21 protein-coding genes and 1 pseudogene are annotated in these 21,583 nt (G+C 62.8%); 12 read left to right on the top strand and 10 right to left on the bottom strand.

The window, feature by feature from the left end; genetic code table 11:
* Nucleotides 1–17: 17 nt before the first annotated feature.
* Nucleotides 18–170 (bottom strand): histidine kinase, encoded by a 153-nt coding sequence (locus EOB49_RS02380; protein ID WP_127266685.1) that lies wholly within the window; start codon nt 168–170, stop codon nt 18–20.
* Between the two features lie 210 nt (nt 171–380).
* Here EOB49_RS02380 and EOB49_RS02375 point away from each other — a divergent pair, with 210 nt between their 5' ends.
* From EOB49_RS02375 to EOB49_RS02365, 3 genes are read left to right on the top strand one after another with little or no spacing between them, the layout of a single operon-like run.
* Nucleotides 381–992 (top strand): shikimate kinase, encoded by a 612-nt coding sequence (locus EOB49_RS02375; protein WP_127266670.1) that lies wholly within the window; start codon nt 381–383, stop codon nt 990–992.
* Nucleotides 989–2,125, top strand: coding sequence for a 3-dehydroquinate synthase (gene aroB / locus EOB49_RS02370; RefSeq protein WP_127380032.1), 1,137 nt, complete (start codon nt 989–991; stop codon nt 2,123–2,125). Before EOB49_RS02375 ends, aroB begins: the two co-directional genes overlap by 4 nt.
* Nucleotides 2,122–3,015, top strand: a complete 894-nt coding sequence (locus EOB49_RS02365) for an HlyC/CorC family transporter (protein WP_127380031.1) — start codon at nt 2,122–2,124, stop codon at nt 3,013–3,015. Before aroB ends, EOB49_RS02365 begins: the two co-directional genes overlap by 4 nt.
* A 24-nt stretch (nt 3,016–3,039) precedes the next feature.
* Here the strand turns inward: EOB49_RS02365 and EOB49_RS02360 are convergent, their stop codons facing one another.
* From EOB49_RS02360 to EOB49_RS02350, 3 genes are read right to left on the bottom strand one after another with little or no spacing between them, the layout of a single operon-like run.
* Nucleotides 3,040–4,581 carry a SpoVR family protein gene (locus tag EOB49_RS02360; protein ID WP_127380030.1) on the bottom strand — a complete coding sequence of 514 codons (1,542 nt, stop codon included), beginning with the start codon at nt 4,579–4,581 and terminating at the stop codon, nt 3,040–3,042.
* A gap of 9 nt (nt 4,582–4,590) precedes the next feature.
* Complete coding sequence (locus EOB49_RS02355) at nt 4,591–5,898, bottom strand: YeaH/YhbH family protein (RefSeq protein WP_127380029.1); 1,308 nt, start codon at nt 5,896–5,898, stop codon at nt 4,591–4,593.
* A 17-nt stretch (nt 5,899–5,915) separates the two neighbouring features.
* Nucleotides 5,916–7,865: a PrkA family serine protein kinase gene (locus tag EOB49_RS02350; RefSeq protein WP_127329979.1), complete on the bottom strand. Its 1,950-nt coding sequence runs from the start codon at nt 7,863–7,865 to the stop codon at nt 5,916–5,918.
* A 243-nt stretch (nt 7,866–8,108) separates the two neighbouring features.
* Between EOB49_RS02350 and EOB49_RS02345 the strand changes: the two genes are divergently transcribed.
* Together EOB49_RS02345 and EOB49_RS02340 are read left to right on the top strand one after the other, a co-directional pair.
* The gene (locus EOB49_RS02345; protein WP_127380028.1) at nt 8,109–8,915 is read left to right on the top strand and encodes an alpha/beta hydrolase; all 807 of its coding nucleotides are present in this window, start codon (nt 8,109–8,111) and stop codon (nt 8,913–8,915) included.
* 100 nt (nt 8,916–9,015) lie between these two features.
* The gene (locus EOB49_RS02340; RefSeq protein ID WP_127380027.1) at nt 9,016–10,569 is read left to right on the top strand and encodes an acetolactate synthase large subunit; all 1,554 of its coding nucleotides are present in this window, start codon (nt 9,016–9,018) and stop codon (nt 10,567–10,569) included.
* A gap of 30 nt (nt 10,570–10,599) precedes the next feature.
* On the opposite strand, the gene EOB49_RS02335 is transcribed toward EOB49_RS02340, so the two are convergent.
* Nucleotides 10,600–10,902 (bottom strand): BolA family transcriptional regulator, encoded by a 303-nt coding sequence (locus EOB49_RS02335; protein WP_013529365.1) that lies wholly within the window; start codon nt 10,900–10,902, stop codon nt 10,600–10,602.
* Between the two features lie 181 nt (nt 10,903–11,083).
* Here EOB49_RS02335 and EOB49_RS02330 point away from each other — a divergent pair, with 181 nt between their 5' ends.
* From EOB49_RS02330 to EOB49_RS02315, 4 genes and pseudogenes are all read left to right on the top strand, one after another.
* On the top strand, nt 11,084–11,713 hold the full coding sequence (locus EOB49_RS02330; RefSeq protein WP_013529366.1) for a J domain-containing protein: 630 nt from the start codon (nt 11,084–11,086) through the stop codon (nt 11,711–11,713).
* A gap of 123 nt (nt 11,714–11,836) precedes the next feature.
* Nucleotides 11,837–12,823 carry a cobaltochelatase subunit CobS gene (gene cobS / locus EOB49_RS02325; protein WP_013529367.1) on the top strand — a complete coding sequence of 329 codons (987 nt, stop codon included), beginning with the start codon at nt 11,837–11,839 and terminating at the stop codon, nt 12,821–12,823.
* Nucleotides 12,824–12,834: 11 nt separating this feature from the next.
* Nucleotides 12,835–14,736, top strand: a complete 1,902-nt coding sequence (gene cobT, locus EOB49_RS02320) for a cobaltochelatase subunit CobT (protein ID WP_127380026.1) — start codon at nt 12,835–12,837, stop codon at nt 14,734–14,736.
* Nucleotides 14,733–15,759 (top strand): annotated as a pseudogene (locus EOB49_RS02315) (esterase-like activity of phytase family protein). The gene cobT and the pseudogene EOB49_RS02315 overlap by 4 nt, the downstream one beginning before the upstream one ends.
* A 10-nt stretch (nt 15,760–15,769) precedes the next feature.
* On the opposite strand, the gene EOB49_RS02310 reads toward EOB49_RS02315, so the two are convergent.
* The 3 genes from EOB49_RS02310 to rpmB all read right to left on the bottom strand — a co-directional run bounded on the left by EOB49_RS02310 (nt 15,770) and on the right by rpmB (nt 17,664).
* Nucleotides 15,770–16,441, bottom strand: coding sequence for a hypothetical protein (locus tag EOB49_RS02310; RefSeq protein WP_127380025.1), 672 nt, complete (start codon nt 16,439–16,441; stop codon nt 15,770–15,772).
* A 59-nt stretch (nt 16,442–16,500) separates the two neighbouring features.
* A complete protein-coding gene (locus EOB49_RS02305) occupies nt 16,501–17,181 on the bottom strand; it encodes a queuosine precursor transporter (protein WP_127380024.1) in 681 nt (226 codons plus the stop codon).
* Nucleotides 17,182–17,367: 186 nt separating this feature from the next.
* Nucleotides 17,368–17,664 (bottom strand): 50S ribosomal protein L28, encoded by a 297-nt coding sequence (gene rpmB / locus EOB49_RS02300; RefSeq protein ID WP_013529373.1) that lies wholly within the window; start codon nt 17,662–17,664, stop codon nt 17,368–17,370.
* A 257-nt stretch (nt 17,665–17,921) separates the two neighbouring features.
* Between rpmB and EOB49_RS02295 the strand changes: the two genes are divergently transcribed.
* Genes EOB49_RS02295 through EOB49_RS02285 form a run of 3 tightly spaced genes read left to right on the top strand, consistent with a single transcriptional unit; the run spans nt 17,922 to nt 20,363 of the window.
* A complete protein-coding gene (locus tag EOB49_RS02295) occupies nt 17,922–18,710 on the top strand; it encodes a DUF3108 domain-containing protein (RefSeq protein ID WP_127266960.1) in 789 nt (262 codons plus the stop codon).
* A 34-nt stretch (nt 18,711–18,744) separates the two neighbouring features.
* Nucleotides 18,745–19,680, top strand: coding sequence for an EamA family transporter (locus tag EOB49_RS02290; RefSeq protein ID WP_127380023.1), 936 nt, complete (start codon nt 18,745–18,747; stop codon nt 19,678–19,680).
* Complete coding sequence (locus EOB49_RS02285; RefSeq protein ID WP_127380022.1) at nt 19,677–20,363, top strand: lysoplasmalogenase family protein; 687 nt, start codon at nt 19,677–19,679, stop codon at nt 20,361–20,363. Before EOB49_RS02290 ends, EOB49_RS02285 begins: the two co-directional genes overlap by 4 nt.
* Nucleotide 20,364: 1 nt before the next feature.
* On the opposite strand, the gene EOB49_RS02280 is transcribed toward EOB49_RS02285, so the two are convergent.
* Together EOB49_RS02280 and gloB are read right to left on the bottom strand one after the other, a co-directional pair.
* On the bottom strand, nt 20,365–20,793 hold the full coding sequence (locus tag EOB49_RS02280) for a cupin domain-containing protein (protein WP_127380021.1): 429 nt from the start codon (nt 20,791–20,793) through the stop codon (nt 20,365–20,367).
* A 19-nt stretch (nt 20,794–20,812) separates the two neighbouring features.
* Nucleotides 20,813–21,580: a hydroxyacylglutathione hydrolase gene (gloB, locus tag EOB49_RS02275; RefSeq protein WP_027038100.1), complete on the bottom strand. Its 768-nt coding sequence runs from the start codon at nt 21,578–21,580 to the stop codon at nt 20,813–20,815.
* Between the last annotated feature and the right edge of the window lie 3 nt (nt 21,581–21,583).

Here is a 21,583-nt window from a genome sequence, read left to right as displayed (position 1 = left end):
TCAACTTTTCTTCGGGTTCAGCTTTTCTTGGGATTCAGCTTTTCCGGAGGGATGCGCACGCTCATTTCGCCCTTTTTGGGCTCCACGAACATCACCAGTGCGAACATCGCACCGTAGGCAATACCTGCCAGAATCGCTGTTACCACGACAAAGCGAAACAGTGTCGGCATCAGTTTTCGCCCGTCTTCTTGTTCTGCGTTTCCAAACCCTGTCCCCTTATGGGACGCCAATCCGGCCAATTCAAGGACGAAGCGGAGGCCTGTTAGCAACTTCTGATGCAGACCTTGCCGGTCCATATCGGGTTCAAGGCACTTGCCACGCTTGACGCAAACGGGCTTTTCATGTCGATACGCCGGCAAAGAGGGCCTTCGAAACATCCGATGAACGCGCTGCCAGCAAATCCTCCAGACGAGACCTACGCCGCGTTGCTTGGCCGGCTGGGCAGCCGTTCCGTCGTCTTCGTCGGATTGATGGGTGCCGGCAAGACGGCGATCGGCCGCAAGGTGGCGACGATGCTGGCTCTGCCCTTCATCGACAGCGACCAGGAGATCGAAAGCGTCTCGCGCATGACCGTTCCGGAGCTGTTCGAGCGCTATGGCGAGACCGAATTCCGGGCGCTGGAGCAGCGCGTCATCCTGCGCGTGCTGGAAAACGGCCCGCAGGTGCTGTCGACCGGCGGCGGCGCCTTCATGAATGCGCAGACGCGCGAGGCGATTGCAGCGCAGGGCGTGTCGGTATGGCTGAAGGCCGAGCTCGATCTTCTGATGGACCGCGTCTCCAAGAAACAGAACCGGCCATTGTTGAAAAGTGCCGATCCGCGCGCCGTGCTGGAGCGGCTGATGGGCGAGCGCTATCCGGTCTACGCGACATCTGATGTCACCGTGCCGACCCGCGACGACCGCAAGGAAGTCATCGCGACCGAGGTGGTGGATGCGCTGTGCCGGCATTTCGGCATCGATGAGACGACGGCGACGGGCGAGGTGGAACAGTGAGCATCGAGGCACCCGTTGTCGTCGAAGTCGGCCTTGGCGACCGGACCTACGATATCCTGATAGGTTCGGGGTTGTTGGCCCGCGCGGGCGCCGAGATATCGGGCCGCCTGCCGGGTACACGCGCCGCGGTCGTCACCGACGCCAATGTCGCGGCAGCGCATCTCGCTGCCCTTCAGGCCAGCCTCGAAACGGACGGCATCCAGACCGCCGTGATCACGTTGCCGCCCGGCGAGAAGACCAAGAGTTTTGCTCATCTCGAAGAGGTGGTCGACGGTGTGCTGGCTGCGAAACTGGAGCGCGGCGACATTGTCATCGCCTTCGGCGGCGGCGTTATCGGCGACCTTGCCGGCTTTGCCGCCGGCATCGTGCGGCGCGGCATGAGTTTCGTGCAGATCCCGACCTCGCTGCTGGCGCAGGTCGATTCCTCGGTCGGCGGCAAGACCGGCATCAACAGCCCACGCGGCAAGAACCTCGTCGGCGTCTTCCATCAGCCGAAACTGGTGCTGGCCGACACCGGGGTGCTGGACACGCTGCCGATCCGGGAATTCCGCGCCGGCTATGCCGAGCTCGCCAAATACGGGCTCATCGACCGGCCGGAGTTTTTCGCCTGGCTGGAAAAGAATTGGATCCAGGTTTTTGCCGGCGGGCCGGAGAGGGCGCAGGCGATTGCCGAAGCCTGCCGCGCCAAGGCCGAAATGGTTGCGCGCGACGAGTTCGAGACCGGCGACCGCGCGCTGCTCAATCTCGGCCACACATTCGGCCACGCGCTGGAAGCCGCCACCCAGTATGACGGAGCCCGCCTCGTCCATGGCGAAGGGGTCGCCATCGGCATGGCGCTGGCCTACCGGTTCTCGTCGCGGCTCAATCTGGCAAGCCCCGACGATGCCGCGCGCGTCGAGGCGCATCTGCGCGCCGTCGGCCTGCCTTGGCGGATAGCCGACATCCCGGGCGATCTGCCTGACGCCGAGGCGCTGCTGGCCTTCATCACCCAGGACAAGAAGGTGTCGCGCGGCGCGCTGACCTTCATCCTGACGCGCGGCATCGGTCAGGCCTTCATCGCCAAGGACGTGCCGGCCTCGGAAGTGCTGTCGTTCCTCAGGGAGAATCACCCCAGGGAAAGCGACCGGAGATGAACGAGCCCGGCTGGATCGTCGTCGCCGTCCTTGCCATCCTCATCGTGCTGCTTGTTGCCGTGCGCACGCGCCTGCTTGCCATGTTCGGCTACGAGCTTTCACGCATCGAGCCGCAGCGTTCCAGCCAGGACGAATTGCGCGGCGCGGTCGACGATTTCCGCCGCGACGGCCAGGTGGTGCGCGAGGATCGCGACCGCGTCGGCGGCCTGTTCGATCTCGCCGAACTCGAAGTCTCCGACATCATGGTCCACCGCACCAACATGCGCTCGGTCAATGCCGACAATGCGCCGGAAGCGGTGGTGCGCGAGATCTTGCAAAGCCCGCACACCCGCATGCCGCTGTGGAAAGGCTCGCTCGACAACATCGTCGGCGTGCTGCATGCAAAGGATCTGCTGCGCGCCTTGAACGAAGTCGGCAACGACTTCTCCAGGATCGAAGTGATGAAGATCGCCTCGAAGCCCTGGTTCGTGCCCGACACGACAACCTTGCAGGAACAGCTCAACGCCTTCCTTCGCCGCAAAGCGCATTTCGCCGTCGTCGTCGACGAATATGGCGAGGTCGAAGGACTGGTGACGCTGGAGGACATTATCGAGGAGATCGTCGGCGAGATCGCCGACGAGCATGATGTCGACATACAGGGCGTCAAGCAGGAGGCCGACGGCTCCGTGGTCGTCGACGGTACGGTGCCGATCCGTGACCTCAACCGGGCTCTCGACTGGAACCTGCCGGATGAGGAGGCCACCACCATTGCCGGCCTCGTCATTCACGAGACGCAATCGATCCCCGAGGAGAAGCAGGCTTTTACGTTCCACGGCAAGCGCTTCATCGTCATGAAACGCGACAAGAACCGGATCGCAAGGCTGAGGATCAGGCCAGCCGGCGACACCTGATACGCGCAGGGAGGCCGGGGCACGTCATCCGGCGATCTGGTTGGTCGAGCGTTCGTGGATCGTCGCGCCGGTCTCGGCATCCATGGCCGCCAGGCTGACTTCATAACCCCAAAGCCTGCGGATGTGACGAAGCGTGGCGTCGCGGCTGGCATCCTCGAGAAGGATGCCGTCATTGACCTTGTGCTGCAGGCGCAAATGGCGGTCGCCGAGCAGATCGACATCCACCACCTGAATGTCCGGCCGGTTCGCGCCGAGATCATAGCTGTTGGCGAGCGTGGCGCGTATCTTGGCGTAGCCGCGCTCATCGTGGATCGAGGCGACCAGACAATGCGGTTGGTCGGCAGCGTCGCCAAGCACAAAAAACCGCCATTTCCGGATCAAGGCCGGACTGAGGTACTGGCGGATGAAGGATTCGTCGCGATGCTCGGCCCAGGCGTCAAGCAGGACCTCGCGCCAGTTGCCCTGGCCGGCGATGTCGGGGAACCAATCGCGGTCCTCGGCCGTGGGTTTGGTCGAAATGCGCTGAATGTCCTGCATCATGTCGAGGCCGAGAGCATAGGGGTTGATGCCGGAAAAACGCGGATCGTCGAAGGCCGGCTGAAAGACCACGTTGGAATGATTGCGCAGGATTTCGAGCATGGCGCCTTCGCTGATCTGGCCACGGTCGAACAGCATGTTCATCAGCGTATAGTGCACGAACGTGGCGCAGCCCTCGTTCATCACCTGTGTTTGCCGTTGCGGGTAAAAATATTGCGCGATGACCCGAACGATCCTGATGATCTCACGCTGCCAGGGCTCCAGGACCGGGCTGTTCTTTTCCAGGAAATAGAGCAGGTTTTCCTCAGGCAGGTTGAGCGATTTCTTCCGCTCCGGGTCCTGGCCCTTGTCGTTGGCCGCTTGCTGCGAAGGCGGCAGCGTACGCCACAAGTCGTTGTAGGAGCGCTCCTCGTATTCGAGACGCTCGCGAATTCCTTCGCGTTGCCGTTCCGAAGACAGCCTCGGCGGCCGGTGATAGCGAAACACGCCCTGATCCATCAGCGCGTGGGCGGAATCGAGAACAGCCTCGACGGCGGCGAGGCCGTGCCGCTCCTCGCAACGGACTATGTAGCCCTTGGCGAAGTCCAGGTAGCCGAGGATCGCACCTGCATCCGTCCATTGTTTGAACAATTGATTGTTCTTGAAGAAATGATTGTGCCCGAGCGCTGCATGGGCCGTCACCAAGGCCTGCAGGGCCATGGTGTTTTCCTCCATCAGATAGACGATGCAGGGATTGGAATTGATGACCAGTTCATAAGCAAGCCCTCGCCCGCCCTTGCGATAGAGCAGATCCTGGTGGAGGAAATGTTTGCCGAAAGACCAGTGACGGTACATCAATGGCATGCCGATGGACGAATAGGCGTCGAGCATCTGCTGCGAGGAGATGATCTCCATCTGAACAGGATAGGTGTCCAGATGAAGCTCTTCGACCGCAAGTGCCTCGATCGCGTCATAGGCCCGCGACAATGTTTTGAAATCCCAGTCGGACCCTGAGAAAAGCAGGCTGGATTTGCTGGCTTGTCGGACCATCGGGAACCCTCATGCCCGCTTGAGGGAGACCGGCTGCCTGCCGAAGAGCTGGCGAAAGACCGGGTAGATATCGGCGGGCGTAGCGATGCGGCTCATCTGGAAGTTCGGCCATTTCTGGTCGATGGCATTATAGGCACGCCACAGCGATGTCCCGTTTTCGGTCGAGCCGAAAATATGGGCTTCACGCTCGTCGATGATCTCGACATAGGCAAAATACTGGCACAGCCGCATGAGCTCGCCGTTGAGCAGCGAAATGCATCGCTCTGAATCGCCGGCGAAATTGTCGCCGTCCGAGGCCTGGGCGGCATAGATATTCCAGTCGTGGGCCGGGTAGCGGCTGGCGATGATACGGTGCATTTCCTCCAGCGCGGTGGAAACGACAGTGCCGCCGCTTTGGGTGTTGTAGAAAAATGTTTCCTCGTCGACCTCCTGAGCCAGGTGCGTGTGGCGGATGAAGACAATCTCGATGCGGTCGTAGCGCCGTTTCAAGAACAGGTGCAGCAGCACGAAGAAGCGCTTGGCCAGATCCTTCTCGCGCTCGCCCATGGACCCGGACACGTCCATCAGACAGAACATGACGGCATTGGCGTTCGGCACCGGCCGGGAATCGAAGCGGTTGAAGCGGATGTCGACCGGATCGACATAGGCAATCCGTCGGCGTCGTCGTTCCAGCCGGTCAAGCTCTTCGCGCAACGCCGCGATACGCCGGCGCGCGTCGGCGCTGAATGGCGCCTCCTCGAGCGAGGCGATTTCCTCGAGGATCGCATCCAGTTCGACCTGCTTGGGGCGCCTCAGCGCAATGCGGCGGCCGTGGCTGTTGCGCATCGTGCGGCCGACATTGATGTTGGTCGGCGAACCGGTGGCGGCGAAGCCCGCCCTGCGCGGCTTGAAGGCAAGGATCTCCTTGAGGTTGAGCTTGACCATGTCGGGGAGTTCGAGATCCTCGAAGAAAAGATCGAGCACTTCCTCGCGCGACAGTACGAAACGAAAGTCGTCCTCGGATGCCTTGTTTCCCGGGGACGACGCTCCCCCGCCTCCGCCGGGCTTGGGGATCAGGTCTCCAGCGGAGAAATGCCTGTTGCCCGGCAAGATGTGCTGGCGCCTGCCGCTGTCGCGGGCGTTGTTGAAGCTCGGCTCGCTTGTGCCTCTTTCGGGCATGCGCACGGCGTGCTCGGAATCCGCGTCGGCAATCCTGCCGGTGCGGATCTGGTCGCGTATGCTCCGCTTCAATTCCTCGCGCGCGCGTCGCAGGAAGCGCTGGCGATTGCCGAGACTCTTGTCTTTCGGGTTCAGGCGGCGGTCGATGAAGATCGGCATGGAACCATCCGGGTTCTCTAACCCGCCCTGTTCACCCGCATGTACCAGTCCACAAGGCGACGAACCTGCCGCTCGGTGTAGCCGCGCTCGACCATCCGCTGCACGAATTCATGGTGCCGCTTTTCCGTGACGCTGTCCTGTTTGGAGCCGAAACTGATCACCGGCAAGAGGTCCTCGACCTGGCCGAACATGCGTTTCTCGATGACTTCCCGCAGCTTTTCGTAACTTGTCCAGGCCGGGTTGCGGCCATGGTTTCTTGCACGGGCGCGCAGCGTGAATTTCACCACCTCATTGCGGAAGTCCTTGGGATTGGCGATGCCGGCCGGTTTTTCGACCTGCGAAAGCTCGTTGTCCAAAACCTCGCGGTTGAGGATCTGGCCGGTGTCGGGATCCTTGTAGTCCTGGTCTTCGATCCAGGCGTCGGCATAGGCGATGTAGCGGTCGAAAAGATTCTGGCCGTACTCGCTGTACGATTCCAGATAGGCTTTCTGGATCTCATGGCCGATGAATTCGGCATACCGCGCGGCCAGCTCGGACTTGATGAACTCCAGATAGGCGGCTTCCGTCTCCTTCGGAAACTGTTCGCGCTTGATTGCCTCCTCCAGGATGTACATGAGGTGCACGGGGTCGGCGGCCACCTCTTCGGTGTCATAGTTGAAGGTCTGCGACAGGATCTTGAAGGCAAAGCGCGTGCTGACGCCTGCCATGCCCTCGTCGACGCCGGCGGCGTCCCGATATTCCTGAACCGACTTTGCCTTGGGGTCGACCTCCTTGAGGTTCTCGCCATCATAGGCGCGCATCTTGGTGTAGAGCGGCGAATTGTCGTGCTCGGCCAAGCGTGTCGAGACGGTAAACCGGCTGAGGATGTCCAGCACCTCGGGAGCGCAAGGACTGGCGGCCAATTCGCTCTCCCGCAGCAGTTTCTCGTAGATCTGCCGCTCTTCGGTTATCCGAAGACAATACGGCACCTTGACCACGAGGATGCGATCGAGAAAAGCCTCATTGTTCTTGTTGTTCTTGAACTGCAGCCATTCCGACTCGTTGGAATGGGCCACGATGATCCCCTGGTAGGGAAAGGCGCCGAAATTTTCGGTGCCGTTGTAGCTGCCTTCCTGGGTAGCGGTCAGCAGCGGATGCAGGACCTTGATAGGCGCCTTGAACATCTCGACGAATTCAAGCAGGCCCTGGGTGGTCCGGTTCAGTCCGCCGCTATAGGAATAGGCGTCCGGATCGGATTGGCTGAAGTTTTCCAATTGCCGGATGTCCACCTTGCCGACCAGGGCCGAAACGTCCTGATTGTTCTCGTCGCCGGGCTCGGTCTTGGCGATGCCGATCTGGCGCAGTCGCGACGGCATCAGCTTGACGACGCTGAACTTGGAAATGTCGCCGGAAAGTTCGTCGAGGCGCTTGGCCGCCCATGGCGAAATGAGCCCATTCAACCGGCGTCGGGCAATGCCGTATTTTTCCTCCAGCAGGTCGCCCATGCGATCAGGATGGAAAAGACCAAGCGGCGATTCGAAAACCGGGCTGACCTGATTGCCGACCTTCAGCGTGTAGATCGGGCGCTGTTCCATCAACTTCTTCAGCCGCTCGGCAAGGGAGGATTTGCCGCCGCCCACGGGGCCAAGCAAATAGAGGATTTGCTTGCGCTCCTCGAGCCCCTGGGACGCATAGCGAAAATAGCCGGCGATGCGCTCGATTGTGTCCTCCATGCCATAAAAGTCCGCAAAGGAGGGGTACACTTTCAGGGTCCGATTGGAGAAAATGCGGCCGAGCCGCTCATCCTTGCTGGTGTCGACCAGGTTCGGCTCGCCGATCGCCTCGACCATCCGTTCAGGCGCCGAGGCATACATCGACTTGTCCTCGCGGCAGGCAAGGAGATATTGCTGGATGCTGATCTCTTCCTGCGCCGCGTTGGTGTAAATTTCCGAAAACAGATCAAAGACGTCAGACTGGTTTTCTCGCATGATGCTTTTGCCCTCGGAGCCGCTGTGGCTTCCATTCGGCTCGTCTCGCATTCAACTGCCGGGGGGTACCGTTTGTTCCCTTGATGTGAAGAGGTGGCTACGATCATGAGGATTTGAGGCCATTCCGCGAGATCAAGGCGCTCGGTGCGGAGCGGCATTCATCGCGGGTAGCGGGTGTGTTGCGAATCCCTGACTGGACGGCTGGGGCCGCCGCGTGCAGTCTTGCCTCGTCAGGAGACAGTGATGATCGATCGACGAAGCCTGATCGTGGCCTCGGTGGCGGCGATGCTGCCATTGGAAGCATCGGCCGCGTCGGAAACACGCCGACCCACGCTAAAGACCTTCGACTACGGGCCGGCCAAGCTCGACATCTATGCGCCCGATGGTGCAATCGGCCTGCCGGTCGTGTTTTTCGTTCATGGCGGCACCTGGCAGTTTGGCAAACGCAGTCAGGTCGACGCCAAACCGGCCTTCCTGCTCGCCAACGGCTTCTGCTTCGTCTCCATCGATTACCGCATGCTGCCGCAGGCCGATGTCGCCACCCAGGCCGGGGACGTCGAAAAGGCCTACGCCTACATCAGGGCCAACATCGCCCGGCATGGCGGCGATCCCAGCCGTATCGTCGGCATGGGCCATTCGGCCGGCTGCCATCTGGTTGCGCTGACCGGCATGCGCGGCGGATTGCCGGGCATAGCCGCGCTCATCCTCAACGACACCAGGGCCTATGATCTTGCAGCACTTGCCAGGAAGGGCGGCATGGTGCGGGCCTATGCCCGCGTCTTTTCCGATCCCGCGCAATGGGCGGCACTGTCGCCGGCCAGCCATGTCGACGGCCGCAGGCACCCGCCGACGTTCATTGCCTATTCGCGCGCTCCTGGCCGCGGCGAGGACTCCAAGGCCTTTGCCGAGCGCCTGCGCGCGACGGGCACCCAGGTCACGCTGTTCGACGGCAGCGCCTACACGCATATGTCGATCAATCGCGATTTCGGCGAGGACGGCGATGCGCTGACCGCGGCCGCGCTGGCATTCCTGAAATCGACGGTTGGCTGATCCTTACGGCACTGGATCAGACCAAAAGTGGCGGCGGGATATTGCTGTGCGGGCGCGCCCGGGTGCAAGTGCTCTTCGATCGTGAGCGGGAGGGAATTGCATGAACGGCGCCGATGTCCTGTGTGACGTGCTTCTGGCCAATGATGTGACGGTCTGCTTTGCCAATCCCGGCACCTCCGAAATGCATTTCGTTGCAGCACTTGACCGCAAGCCGAAAATGCGTTGCGTGCTCGGGCTGTTCGAGGGCGTGGTGACGGGTGCCGCCGATGGCTATGCGCGGATGACCGATCGGCCGGCCGCGACGCTGCTGCATACCGGTCCCGGCCTGGCCAACGGGCTCGCCAACATGCACAATGCCCGGCGCGCCTTCAGCCCGATGATCAACATCGTCGGCGACCACGCCTCTTACCATCTGCCGCTCGATGCCCCGCTCACCAGCGATATCGAGAGCCTTGCGGCGCCGATGTCCAACTGGGTCGGCCGCGTCAAGGGCTCGGCCGATATCGTGCCGGCAGCTGAAGCAGCCTTTCGCGCCTCGCTGACACCGCCCGGCGTCGCGACGATGATCCTGCCGGCGGATGCTGCCTGGGGCGCAGTCGACGCGGTTTCGGTCGGCAAGGTGAAGCTGGTGCCAGCGCCGGCCGTCGATATGGACGCCGTGCGCAAGGTCGCCGCGGTGATCCGTACCGCTCCGGGCCGGGCAGGCATGATCGTTCGCGGAAAGGCCGCACGCGCCGATGCGCTCGCCATCGCCGGGCAGATTTCGACGGGCAGCGATGTCCGCCTGTTCGGCGAGGTTCTGATCGCACGGATGCAACGCGGGCGCGGGCGTGTCGTGCCGACCCGCATTCCCTATCCGGTCGACGCGGCGATGGCTGTGCTCAGGGATGTCGATGTTCTGATCCTGGTCGGCGCGAAGGAGCCGGTTGCCTTCTTCGCCTATCCGGGAAAACCGGGACGGCTCGTTCGGGAAGGCTGCGAGGTGCTGACACTGGCCGCCCATGGCGACGATCTGCATGCGGCGCTTGAGGCGCTTCGCGACGAACTTGGCATCAAGTCGTCACAACAACGGGTGCTCGCGGCCGCTTTTCCCGACGAGGCAACGCCGAACGGCAAGCTGACGGAAGATGCCATCGCGCTGTCGGTGGCGCGCAGACTGCCGGCCGATGCGATCGTTTGCGATGAAGCGGTCACCTCGGCCAGGCGTTTCTTCGCGCTGTCGGCCTTTGCAGCGCCGCACGACTACATGATGGGCACGGGCGGATCGATCGGCGGCGGCATCCCGATGGCGACCGGGGCGGCAATCGCCTGTCCGGACCGCAAGGTGATCAACCTCGAAGCCGACGGCAGCGGCATGTACACGGTACAGGGATTGTGGACGCAGGCGCGGGAAAAGCTCGACGTGGTGACGATCGTGTTTTCCAATCGAACCTATGCAATCCTGCATGGCGAGATGAAGGATGTCGGCGTGGGCGCGATCGGCGAGAACGCCAGGCGCATGCTCGACCTCGACCATCCCTCGCTCGACTGGGTGTCGCTGGCCAAAGGCATGGGCGTGGAGGCGGCTCGCGCCGATACATGCGAGCGCTTCGAGGCGCTGCTGGACAGCGCGCTGTCACGGCGCGGGCCGTTCCTCATCGAAGCGGTGCTCTGAGCGCGGCGAAAAACGATCGGCGGAACCGAGCTACCAGCGGGTCTTTTCGCCGGGAGCCGCCGGTTCGATCGCCAGCGCGTGCACGCCGGCCTTCAATTCGTCGGCAAGCAGTTCATTGACGGCGCGGTGACGGTCGATGCGGCTCATGCCGGCAAAGGCGGAAGCGACGACGCGGACGCGAAAATGCGTCTCGCCGGTGCCGTCATAAGTGCCGTGATGGTCGGAGCCGTGATGGTGGTGGCCGGCATGGAGATGGCTCTCGTTGATGATAACCAGCCTGTCCGGCGAAAATGCCTTATTGAGCTTGTCTTCCATGGTCGCCTGTATGGACATCGCCATCTCCCTTCACCACATATCGCTGGCGTCTCGGCCTGGAAACCGAAAATCGGTTTCGCAAGGGGCCGCCGCCGAGCAACAAAATCCGCCGTTCGCCTGCTTTATGCCGCGATTCAGCGGTTAGGGCGATGATCGCGAAAATGTCAATTCTTGTTTCGCATCTGCGAACGCCCCATAAATGGGTAAGATGAAGCCGTACCCCAAATATTTCGAGAAGATTCGCGTCCGCCCCGACAAGGACGCGGAGCTGAAGTCGCACTCGCCGATCTGCCAGTGGGACGGCTGCAAGGAAGCGGGCACCCATCGTGCGCCCGTCGGGCGCATGAAGGAAGGCGAGTATTTCCACTTCTGCTTCGATCATGTGCGCGAGTACAACAAGGGCTTCAACTACTTTTCCGGCGTGCCGGACACCGAGGTCGCGCGCTTCCAGAAGGAAGCCATGACCGGGCACAGGCCGACCTGGAAGATGGGCGCCAACGGAGCCTCGACGCGATCGTCGCCCGATATGGCCCAGATGCGTTCCGGCCGGGCCGGCTACTATAACCGCATGCGCGACCCGTTCGACCTGTTCAAGGGACCGAAGGATCCGCGCGAGGCGCGCGAGCGCAAGGCCAAGCCGCTTGAGGCCAAGGCGCTGGAAACGCTTGGTCTTGATACAAAGGCGACTGGCAAGGAGATCAAGGCGCGCTATAAGGAACTGGTGAAACTGCACCATCCGGATGCGAATGGTGGCGACAGAGGTTCGGAAGACCGGTTCCGCGATGTGCTGCAGGCCTATCGCGTGCTCAAACAGGCGGGCCTGTGCTGAGCGGCCATACGGTTCGTGTCGTTTTCCAACTTTCATAAGGTTGGAAAAGGCTCTAAGACCGCCCCCGGACAAAATCGATTGCCGGCGAAATCAGACGTTTCGCCCGTGGAGACGTTGAGAGATATGAACAAGGTCGATCGTGACATCGCCAACCTGCCCGACACGACGGTGTCGGTGAAGGAGAAATTCGGCTTCGAGTCCAAGATGGTGGTGCCGGCCTATTCGGTGACATCGGAGCATGTGCCGGACATCGATCCGGACTATCTGTTCGACAAGAACACGACGATGGCGATCCTTGCGGGCTTTGCCTACAACCGCCGCGTCATGGTGTCGGGCTATCACGGCACCGGCAAGTCGACCCATATCGAACAGGTCGCCGCCCGCCTCAACTGGCCTTGCGTGCGCGTCAACCTCGACAGCCATGTCAGCCGTATCGATCTCGTCGGCAAGGACGCGATCGTCGTCAAGGACGGTTTGCAGATCACCGAATTCCGCGACGGCATCCTGCCCTGGGCCTACCAGCACAATGTCGCGCTGTGCTTCGACGAGTACGATGCCGGGCGTCCGGATGTGATGTTCGTCATCCAGCGCGTGCTGGAATCGTCGGGCCGGCTGACGCTGCTCGACCAGAGCCGGGTCATCCGCCCGCATCCGGCCTTCCGGCTGTTCTCGACCGCCAACACGGTTGGCCTCGGCGACACCACCGGCCTCTATCACGGCACCCAGCAGATCAACCAGGCGCAGATGGACCGCTGGTCGATCGTCACCACGCTGAACTATTTGCCGCACGACAACGAAGTCGCCATCGTGCTGGCCAAGGCCAAGCACTATCGCGATGGCAAGGGCAAGGACATCGTCAACAAGATGGTGCGCGTCGCCGACATGACGCGCTCGGCCTTCATCAACGGCGATCTGTCGACCGTGATGAGCCCGCGCACGGTGATCACATGGGCCGAGAATGCCGAGATATTCGGCAATATCGGCATGGCGTTCCGGCTGACCTTCCTCAACAAATGCGACGAACTGGAGCGCTCGGTGGTGGCCGAGTTCTATCAGCGCGCCTTCGGCGAGGATCTGCCCGAGAGCGCCGCCAACGTGGTGCTGGGGTAAGCACAGTCTCGATGGCGGGTCCGGGCGACAACACGCGCAACAAGTCGAAGACGGGGTCTGAAGCCGACAGCTTCAAGCGCGCCGTCGCCGTCTGCATGCGCGCTATTGCCGGCGACAAGGAACTGGAGGTCGGTTTCGCCAAGGACCGGCCGGCGCTCGCCGGCAGCCGCGCGCGCTTGCCGGAGCTGCCCAAGAAGGCATCGAAGACCGATATTGCGATCACCCGCGGCCTCGGCGATTCCATGGCGCTGAAGCGCGCCTGCCATGATGTGCGCATCCACACCAAGCTGGCGCCGGAAGGCAAGGCGGCCCGCGCCATCTATGACGCGGTCGAGCAGGCTCGCGTCGAGGCGATAGGCTCACGCGCCATGCAGGGCGTCGCCGACAATATCGGCTCGATGCTGGAGGACAAATACGCCAAGGCCAACCTCGTCGACATCAAGGACAAGGCCGACGCGCCGATCGAGGAAGCTCTTGCCCTGATGGTGCGCGAGAAGCTGACCGGCCGCCCGGTCCCGAAAAGCGGCGAGCGGCTGGTCGAACTCTGGCGCCCCTGGGTCGAGGAGAAGGCCAAGGCCGACCTCGACGGATTGTCGGCCAAGCTCGGCGACCAGCAGGCGTTCGCCCGGGTCGTGCGCGAGATGCTCGCCTCCATGGAGATGGCCGAGGAACTTGGCGACGACCAGGAGACGGAAGATTCCGAGGACAATGACGACAACCAGCCGCAAGGCGAGGAGCAGAGCGAGGAGGGCGGCGAAGAGGATTCCGGCTCCGAGCAGTCGCAGTCCGAGGACGCCGAAGCTTCCGCCGATGACGAACAGTCGGCCGAGACGGAAGCCTCCGACGCCACCGCCGACGATCTGTCCGACGATGACGACGCCGATGCCGAAACACCCGGCGAGGCGCGCCGTAACGACAATCCCTTCACCAATCTGCCGAAGGAAATCGACTACAAGGTCTTCACCACCGCTTTCGACGAGACGGTCGGCGCCGAGGAGCTGTGCGAAGAGGAAGAACTCGACCGGCTGCGCGCCTTCCTCGACAAGCAGCTGGCCAATCTGTCCGGCGTCGTTGGGCGGCTGGCCAACCGGCTACAGCGCCGGCTGATGGCGCAGCAGAACCGCTCCTGGGATTTCGACCTGGAAGAAGGTTACCTCGACCCGGCAAGGCTGGTGCGGGTCGTCATCGACCCGATGCAGCCGCTGTCGTTCAAGCAGGAGCGCGACACCAAATTTCGCGACACGGTGGTGACGCTGGTGCTCGACAATTCCGGCTCCATGCGCGGCCGGCCGATCACGGTCGCGGCAACCTGCGCCGACATATTGGCGCGCACGCTGGAGCGTTGCGGCGTCTCGGTCGAGATTCTTGGTTTCACCACACGGGCCTGGAAGGGCGGGCAGGCGCGCGAGAAATGGCTGAAGGACGGCAAGCCGCCGAATCCTGGCCGGCTCAACGATCTGCGCCACATCATCTACAAGTCCGCCGACCATCCGTGGCGGCGGGCGCGGCGCAATCTCGGCCTGATGATGCGCGAAGGCCTGCTCAAGGAAAATATCGACGGCGAGGCGCTGCTGTGGGCGCACAACCGGCTGATCGCCCGGCCCGAGCAGCGCAAGATCCTGATGATGATCTCGGACGGCGCGCCGGTCGACGATTCAACGCTGTCGGTCAATCCGGGCAATTATCTCGAGCGCCATCTGCGCGCCGTCATCGAGCTGATCGAGACGCGTTCGCCGGTGGAACTGCTGGCCATCGGCATCGGCCACGACGTCACGCGCTACTACCGCCGCGCTGTCACCATCGTCGATGCCGAGGAGCTGGCCGGCGCCATGACCGAGCAGCTGGCTTCGCTGTTCGCCGAGGAAAGCGCGAAGGATACGCGACGCGGCGGTGGTATGCGGCGCGCCGGATGATTTCCAGGCGCGGCGGGTTTCGGCAGACGCTTTTCGCCGCCATCGTCCTGCTTTCCGGCGTGGCTTCGGCAGCAGCCGGTTCGGCTGACTCTGGTTCTGTCGAACCGGTTGAAATCTCGGCCCGCCCGATCACCCAATTTCAAGTTGGCCGTACCGACAAGCAGTTCGGCCCTTTCGAATTCGTCGGCGGGCTGGAGATGACCTCGCCGACACGCGATTTCGGCGCGCTATCGGCCTTCCGCTTCCTGAAAGCCGGCGGTGATTTCATCGGCGTTGCCGACACCGGCTTCTGGTTCTTCGGCACGGTGGTCCGCGACGCGGAAAAGCGACCCTCCGGCATCCAGAATTTCCGCATGCAGCAGATGGTCGACCAGACCGGCCGGCCGATCGACAGGAAATGGGAGGTCGATGCGGAAGGTCTCGCGGTCAAGGACGGCATCGCCACCGTCGGCTTCGAGCGCAGCCACCGCGTCGCCCAGTTCAAGATCGACCCCAACGACATGAAGGCGCCGTTCAAGCCGCTGGATTTCGTCGTGCCGGCCCGCGAGCTGCGCCAGAATCGCGGCTTCGAGACCGTCACCCACGCCAATGCCAACGGCCAGCATGAGGGCGGCCTGGTCGTGGTCTCCGAGAAGAGCCTGGACAAGGCCGGCAACATCTATGCCGCCATCATCGAAGGGCCGCACAAGGGCGTCTTCACCGTCAAGCGCAATGGCGATTTCGACATCACCGACGGCGCCTTCCTGCCCGATGGTGATCTGTTGCTTCTGGAGCGCAGTTTCTCGATGGCCAGCGGTCAAGATGCGGCTGCGGCGCATCTACGGCGAAAGCGTCGAGAAGGGCGCGGTCGCCGACGGGCCGGTGCTGCTGGAGGCCGACATGGACTACCAGATCGACAATATGGAAGGGCTCGACGTCTGGAGCCGCGACGACGGCGCGCTGATGGTGTCGCTGATCTCCGACGACAACCACTCGATCCTGCAGCGCAACCTCTATCTGGAATTCATTCTCCACCAGGATTGACCCGCCGGCTTTACGTCCTGGTGGCGATCCAGATGACATGGCGGGCGCCGCGCTTGCCGTTGGCGCGCGTACTGACCTCTTCGACCGCGAAGCCTGCCTGCTTCAGCCGCCGCGTGAAGCCGCTGTCGGGGCCTTGCGACCACACCGCCAGCACGCCGCCGGGTTTCAGGGCGCTGCGTGCGGCTGCGAGGCCTTGCACGCTGTAAAGTGCGTCGTTGGATTTGTGGACGATGCCTTCCGGGCCGTTGTCGACATCGAGCAGGATGGCGTCCCAGGCCGCGGGCCGCGACCGGATCAACTGCCCGACATCGGTTTCCTGGATGGTGACGCGAGGATCGTCGAGACAGCCGTCAAAGATTTCGGCCATCGGGCCACGTGCCCAGGCGACGACGGCGGGCACCAGTTCGGCGACGACAATTCCGGCATCATTGACCAATTCTGTGAGTGCGGCGCGCAAGGTAAAACCCATGCCAAGCCCACCGATCAGGATTGTGGGCCGGCTATGGCCGGCAATCCGCTCACAGGACAGTTTTGCCAGCGCTTCCTCGGAACCGCTGAGGCGGCTGTTCATGAGCTCGTTGGTGCCCAGCATGATCGAGAATTCGGTGCCGCGCCGCTTGAGGCGAAGTTCTTGTCCGCCGTCCGGGGTCTTTGCCGAATCGAGCTGAACCCACGGGATCATGATCTTTGTCCGACCATGATCTTTTCCGAAAATCGGGTCCCACTTTTCGGGATCATGGTTTAAGCCGCAACCGCGGGCTGGCTCCAGCGGGCCGCGAGCAGACGGTAGGGGATCAACGCCACCACGGCGATGATCAGCTTCACGCTGAGGTCGCCCAGCGCCCAGGAGATCCAACGCATCGCGTCGACATGGAAGACGCCCATCAAGGGTGCGTTTTCCAACGCAAAGCCGTCGCTGGGACCAGCGAAGGCAAAGGCGGCCGAGAACGCGACGGTGAAGAACACGGCTGTGTCGAACACCGACCCGACCAGCGTGCCGACGATCGGCGCCCGCCACCAGCTCTGGCGGCGCAGCCGGTTGAAGACAGTCACATCGAGCAATTGCGCGCTGAGGAACGCCGCTCCGGACGCGGCCGCGATGCGGACCAGCCGGTCGGCGGCGGTCTCGAATTCGATCAGGCCGTGACGGAACAGGAAGGGCGGGACAAGGATCGAGCAGATCACCGCCGTCATGAAGCCGACAAAGACGATCCGGCGCGCCACAGTGGGGCCGTAACGGCGGTTGGCGAGGTCGGTGACCAGAAACGAGAAGGGATAGGTGAAGGCCCCCCAGGTCAGAAGGTCGGCCAGCGAGAGGCCGCCGATCTGGCCCTGCATCGGGAATTGCACGAGAATGTTCGATGCCACGACGACAAGCGTCATGGCGGCCACGAAGGGCAAGTATCGCGAGAAGAAAGTCATTTTTTTATCCTGGGTAATGGAACCAGCGGAACGTATTCCTAAATCGGATTACGCTAGCTTCGGAATTTGAGCATCGGATTGCCGAAACCTTGCGGCTTCGATCCGATGCCTAGGCCAACAAGAAGTTGGCCAGAGGCCAACAACAAGAGGTTGGCCAGGGCGGTCGTCCCCCGCCTTTGAACTGTTTTAAGCGGCAGCCTGTTCGGCGGTCTTCTTGGCGATCTGCTTCTTCAGCAAACGGGCGCGCTGCGACAATTCCTTGACGTCGGCCTTGGCCAGGAAGGCGTCGAGGCCGCCGCGATGTTCGACCGAACGCAGCGCGTTGGCCGAAATGCGAAGACGCACGTTCTGGTTCAGCGCTTCCGAAATCAGCGTCACATTGACGAGGTTCGGCAGGAAGCGACGCTTGGTCTTGTTGTTGGCGTGGCTCACATTGTTGCCGGACATGACTGCCTTGGCAGTGAGTTCGCAGGTGCGGGACATTGTTCTAACCTTCAGTTCTCGGGGTCTGCCAAACACTCAAGCCCACGCCGGGTGGCGCGCGGTTCTGGTAAGGCGGCCTTATGGAAAAAGTTGGCGTTCCATAGTTGCATTTCGCCGAGGCGTCAAGCTCCAGCTTGCCTGCGGACACGCCCGGCATTTCATATTAAGGCCGGAATTCATCCTATAAGCGGTTCCATAGGGACATGCCAGACCGGAGTCGCCCGCCTCCGGCCGAAAATCAAGGACCCAATCCCGCCATGCTTCGTTCGCCACATGCCCTTGTTGCCATGCTTGCCATAGCTTTGCCGTCCGCCGCGTCTGCTGCCTCGCCGCAGTCGTTCAAGGGCGAGTACACGGTGTCGTTCCTCGGCCTTTCGATAGCGAAATCAACGTTTTCCAGCCGCTATGAGAACGGCGCCTACGCCATCCAAGGCAGTGTCACCGCAGCCGGCCTCGCCAAGCTGTTCGACGATACGCGCGGCACGATCTCATCCAAAGGCACGATTGCGGGCAAGAAGATGGTGCCGCAGGCATTCCGCGCCGATTACACCTCCGGCAAGAAAGCATCGGTGGTCGATATCCGCTTTGCCAATGGCAGGGTCACCTCGACGAAGGTCGTACCGGCACCGGGCAAACGCGACCCCAAGAACTGGGTGCCGCTCGGTGCCGGCGACCTGACATCGGTGCTCGATCCCATGGCCGCCACCGTCATTCATGCCGACAGTCTCGACCAGGTCTGCGGCCGCACGGTGAAGTTCTATGACGGCGAGATGCGTGCCGACCTGACGTTGACCTACGCGTCGAAAGGCACGATCTCGGTCCCGGGCTACAAGGGCGACACCGTCACCTGCCAGATGGGCTTCGAGCCGGTGGCGGGTTATCGCAAGGGCCGCAAGGCGCTCAACTATCTCAAGAACAAAAGCCGCATGATGGTGACGTTTGCACCGCTCGGCCAAACCGGCGTATATGCGCCGATCCGTGCCACGGTGGGCACGCAGATCGGCACCTTGACCATCAGCGCCGGGCGTTTCGAAGCAGTACAATAGCCAGGCGCGGAATTGGCGCGCCACTGGAGACAGAATGGGGCGCGCAACACTGATCGGCTTTTCGGCGGTCGCCATGTGGGCGCTGCTCGCACTGCTCACCGATGCGTCGGGCCAGGTGCCGCCGTTCCTCTTGTCGGCGATCACCTTCTCGATCGGCACCGGGGTCGGGCTCATCGCGCGGCTGTTCATGCCGGCACCCGACAAGAGCCAGAAGACGCCGCCGCAGGTGTGGCTGATCGGCATTGCCGGCCTGTTCGGCTACCACTTCTTCTATTTCACCGCGCTGCGCAATGCGCCGGCGGTGGAGGCGAGCCTGATCGCTTATCTGTGGCCGCTGCTGATCGTGCTCGGCTCGGCGCTGATGCCGGGCGAAAAACTGGCGTGGAACCATGTCGTCGGCGCGCTGCTCGGCCTTGCCGGCACCGTGCTGATCGTCACCAAGGGTGGCGGGCTGGCCTTCGACGCGCGCTATTCCTTCGGCTATGCCATGGCTGCCGTCTGCGCCGTCTTGTGGTCGTCCTATTCGTTGTTGTCGCGGCGCTTCCCGTCGGTGCCGACCAGCATCGTCACCTGGTTCTGTGCTGCCACCGCGGTGCTGTCGCTCGCCTGCCACCTGGCGCTGGAACAGACCGTTCTGCCCGTCGGCGCCGGCCAGTGGCTGGCGGTGCTTGGTCTTGGCCTGATGCCGGTGGGCGCTGCCTTCTATGCCTGGGACATCGGCGTCAAGCGCGGCAACATCCAGGTGTTGGGTGCCGCAAGCTACGCCGCACCGCTGTTGTCGACGCTGGTGCTGATCGCGGCCGGCGTCGCCGAGCCGTCGCTGCGCATCCTCGCCGCCTGCGTGCTCATCACCGGTGGCGCGGCGCTCGCCGCAAAATCCCTGTTCCTGCGCAAGCCTGCCGCGACCGAGAGCCGAGCCGGGTCATCCGAAGGCGGAGCCCGGGGCATCCAAAGGCGGAGCCGGGCATGACGATGCCGTTTGCGGGCGGCATCGACGCCAATGCCAATGCGACACTGATTTTTTCGCTGGCGGCGGCGATGATCTATGCGTTCACGCTAGGCATGCCGTCGACGCTCGCCCGCTCGGCGGCAAAGACGCTTGCCGTGGCGATGCTTGCCGTTCTGGCCGGGCTGCAGGGCGGCCCGCTGCTGCTGGTCGCCGCGCTCGCCCTCAGCGCCGCTGGCGACGCATTCCTGTCGCGCGACGGTGAAAAGGCGTTTCTCGGCGGTCTGGCCAGTTTTCTCGTCGCCCACATCGTCTATGTCGCGCTGTTCCTGCGCAGCGGTGGCGGATTGGGAGTGCTTGGTGCCGAGCCGTGGCGCGGTGCGATCGCGCTCGCCATGGCGCTGTTCGTGGTCATCATGCTGGCGGCGCTGTGGCGTCGCGTCGGTCCCAGCCTGCGTATCCCGATCACCGTCTATATCGCCGCGATCCTGGCAATGGGCATCTCGGCGCTGACAACAAGCAATATGTGGGCGATCGGTGGCGCCGTGCTGTTCATGGTATCGGACGGGCTGCTCGCCACCGAGAAATTCCTTGTCGCCGCCATCTCGCCCCACCGCGCCTGGATGCGCTTCGCCGTCTGGGCGCTGTACTACGCCGCGCAACTCGCGACGACACTTGGGTTCCTGCTAAATTTGGGTTCTTATTGAGTTAGGGTTGTTTCGGCTGCCAGCCGGGTTCGGCCAGCTCAAAGGCGGCAAACTCGAAGCCCGGCGCGACGGTGCAGCCGACCAGCGTCCATTCGCCCAGGCTGCGCGCCGACTGCCACCAGCCTGCGGGCACGACGATCTGAGGCCGCTCACCGGCTGCGAGATCGATGCCGAGGACTTGCTCCATAACGGCGCTGCCTTCCTCCCACATCGCCAGCGCCAGCGGGGCGCCGGCGTGGAAATGCCAGACCTCGGCGGCATCCTTGACCCGGTGCCAGGCCGAAACCTGCTGCTCCTCAAGCAGGAAATAGATGGCAGTCGAATGGCCGCGCGCGCCGCCGGTGCCATCGCGAAAGGTCTCGGCATACCAGCCGCCTTCCGGATGCGGCTTCAGCCCGAGCGTCGCGATAATTTCTGCGGAGCTGGTCATGGCGACGATACCACCGGGCCTAGAAATTGTCCTTGCGCTTGCGGATTTCGGCAAAGACCTCGGCGTCCGAAGCTTTCTCCAGCCCCAGATGCTTGCGGATCGCCGGATCGTGCCAGCGCAGGAAGGGATTGGTCGACAGCTCCTCGCCGATCGTCGTCGGCAGCGTCGGCTTGTCGGCGGCGCGCAGCTTTTCGATCCTGGCGGCGCGTTCCTTCAATGCCGAATTGGTCGGATCGACGGTCAGCGCGAAACGGGCGTTGGAGAGCGTATATTCGTGGCCGCAATAGATGGCCGTTTCAGCCGGAAGTGCAGCCAGCTTCTTCAGCGATTCATACATCACCGGCGGCTTGCATTCGAACAGCCGTCCGCAACCCAGCGCAAACAGCGTGTCGGCGGTGAACGCCACACCCGAAGCCGGCAAATAGTAGGAAACGTGGCCGGCGGTGTGGCCGGGCGTGGCGATGACTTCGATCTTTTCATCGCCAAGATGGAGAACCGAGCCGTCTTCGACGGTCTCGTCGATGCCGGGGATCTTGGCCTTTTCCGCTTCCGGGCCGACGATGCGCAGCTTGAAGCGCTCCTTCAGCGCCAGATTGGCCTCGACGTGATCCATGTGATGATGCGTGGTCAGGATCATCGTCGGCGTCCAGCCGGTGCGCTTTATCGCGGCCAGGATAGGCGCTTCCTCGGGCGCGTCGATGATCGCGGTCTGGCCGCTTTTGGGATCATGCACCAGCACGCCGAAATTGTCGCTGCGGCACATGAACTGTTCGATTTCGACCGGCATCGC

Origin of the sequence: Mesorhizobium sp. M7A.F.Ca.MR.148.00.0.0 (genome assembly GCF_003997735.1) — a bacterium.
Taxonomy (GTDB): domain Bacteria; phylum Pseudomonadota; class Alphaproteobacteria; order Rhizobiales; family Rhizobiaceae; genus Mesorhizobium.
The sequence above is the reverse complement of the archived record's forward strand: the minus strand, read 5'-3'. Positions and strand labels throughout refer to the sequence as shown.

Excerpts from the sequence above, each read along its gene's own strand:
- EOB49_RS02380 (WP_127266685.1), bottom strand. The coding sequence starts at position 170 with ATGCCGACACTGTTTCGCTTTGTCGTGGTAACAGCGATTCTGGCAGGT.
- cobT (WP_127380026.1), top strand. The coding sequence starts at position 12,835 with ATGGCGGGTCCGGGCGACAACACGCGCAACAAGTCGAAGACGGGGTCT.
- cobS (WP_013529367.1), top strand. The coding sequence starts at position 11,837 with ATGAACAAGGTCGATCGTGACATCGCCAACCTGCCCGACACGACGGTG.
- EOB49_RS02350 (WP_127329979.1), bottom strand. The coding sequence starts at position 7,865 with ATGCGAGAAAACCAGTCTGACGTCTTTGATCTGTTTTCGGAAATTTAC.
- EOB49_RS02285 (WP_127380022.1), top strand. The coding sequence starts at position 19,677 with ATGACGATGCCGTTTGCGGGCGGCATCGACGCCAATGCCAATGCGACA.
- EOB49_RS02295 (WP_127266960.1), top strand. The coding sequence starts at position 17,922 with ATGCTTCGTTCGCCACATGCCCTTGTTGCCATGCTTGCCATAGCTTTG.
- EOB49_RS02305 (WP_127380024.1), bottom strand. The coding sequence starts at position 17,181 with ATGACTTTCTTCTCGCGATACTTGCCCTTCGTGGCCGCCATGACGCTT.
- gloB (WP_027038100.1), bottom strand. The coding sequence starts at position 21,580 with ATGCCGGTCGAAATCGAACAGTTCATGTGCCGCAGCGACAATTTCGGC.
- EOB49_RS02330 (WP_013529366.1), top strand. The coding sequence starts at position 11,084 with ATGGGTAAGATGAAGCCGTACCCCAAATATTTCGAGAAGATTCGCGTC.
- EOB49_RS02340 (WP_127380027.1), top strand. The coding sequence starts at position 9,016 with ATGAACGGCGCCGATGTCCTGTGTGACGTGCTTCTGGCCAATGATGTG.
- EOB49_RS02360 (WP_127380030.1), bottom strand. The coding sequence starts at position 4,581 with ATGGTCCGACAAGCCAGCAAATCCAGCCTGCTTTTCTCAGGGTCCGAC.
- EOB49_RS02355 (WP_127380029.1), bottom strand. The coding sequence starts at position 5,898 with ATGCCGATCTTCATCGACCGCCGCCTGAACCCGAAAGACAAGAGTCTC.
- EOB49_RS02345 (WP_127380028.1), top strand. The coding sequence starts at position 8,109 with ATGATCGATCGACGAAGCCTGATCGTGGCCTCGGTGGCGGCGATGCTG.
- EOB49_RS02310 (WP_127380025.1), bottom strand. The coding sequence starts at position 16,441 with ATGATCCCGTGGGTTCAGCTCGATTCGGCAAAGACCCCGGACGGCGGA.
- rpmB (WP_013529373.1), bottom strand. The coding sequence starts at position 17,664 with ATGTCCCGCACCTGCGAACTCACTGCCAAGGCAGTCATGTCCGGCAAC.
- EOB49_RS02280 (WP_127380021.1), bottom strand. The coding sequence starts at position 20,793 with ATGACCAGCTCCGCAGAAATTATCGCGACGCTCGGGCTGAAGCCGCAT.
- EOB49_RS02365 (WP_127380031.1), top strand. The coding sequence starts at position 2,122 with ATGAACGAGCCCGGCTGGATCGTCGTCGCCGTCCTTGCCATCCTCATC.
- EOB49_RS02290 (WP_127380023.1), top strand. The coding sequence starts at position 18,745 with ATGGGGCGCGCAACACTGATCGGCTTTTCGGCGGTCGCCATGTGGGCG.
- EOB49_RS02375 (WP_127266670.1), top strand. The coding sequence starts at position 381 with ATGAACGCGCTGCCAGCAAATCCTCCAGACGAGACCTACGCCGCGTTG.
- EOB49_RS02335 (WP_013529365.1), bottom strand. The coding sequence starts at position 10,902 with ATGTCCATACAGGCGACCATGGAAGACAAGCTCAATAAGGCATTTTCG.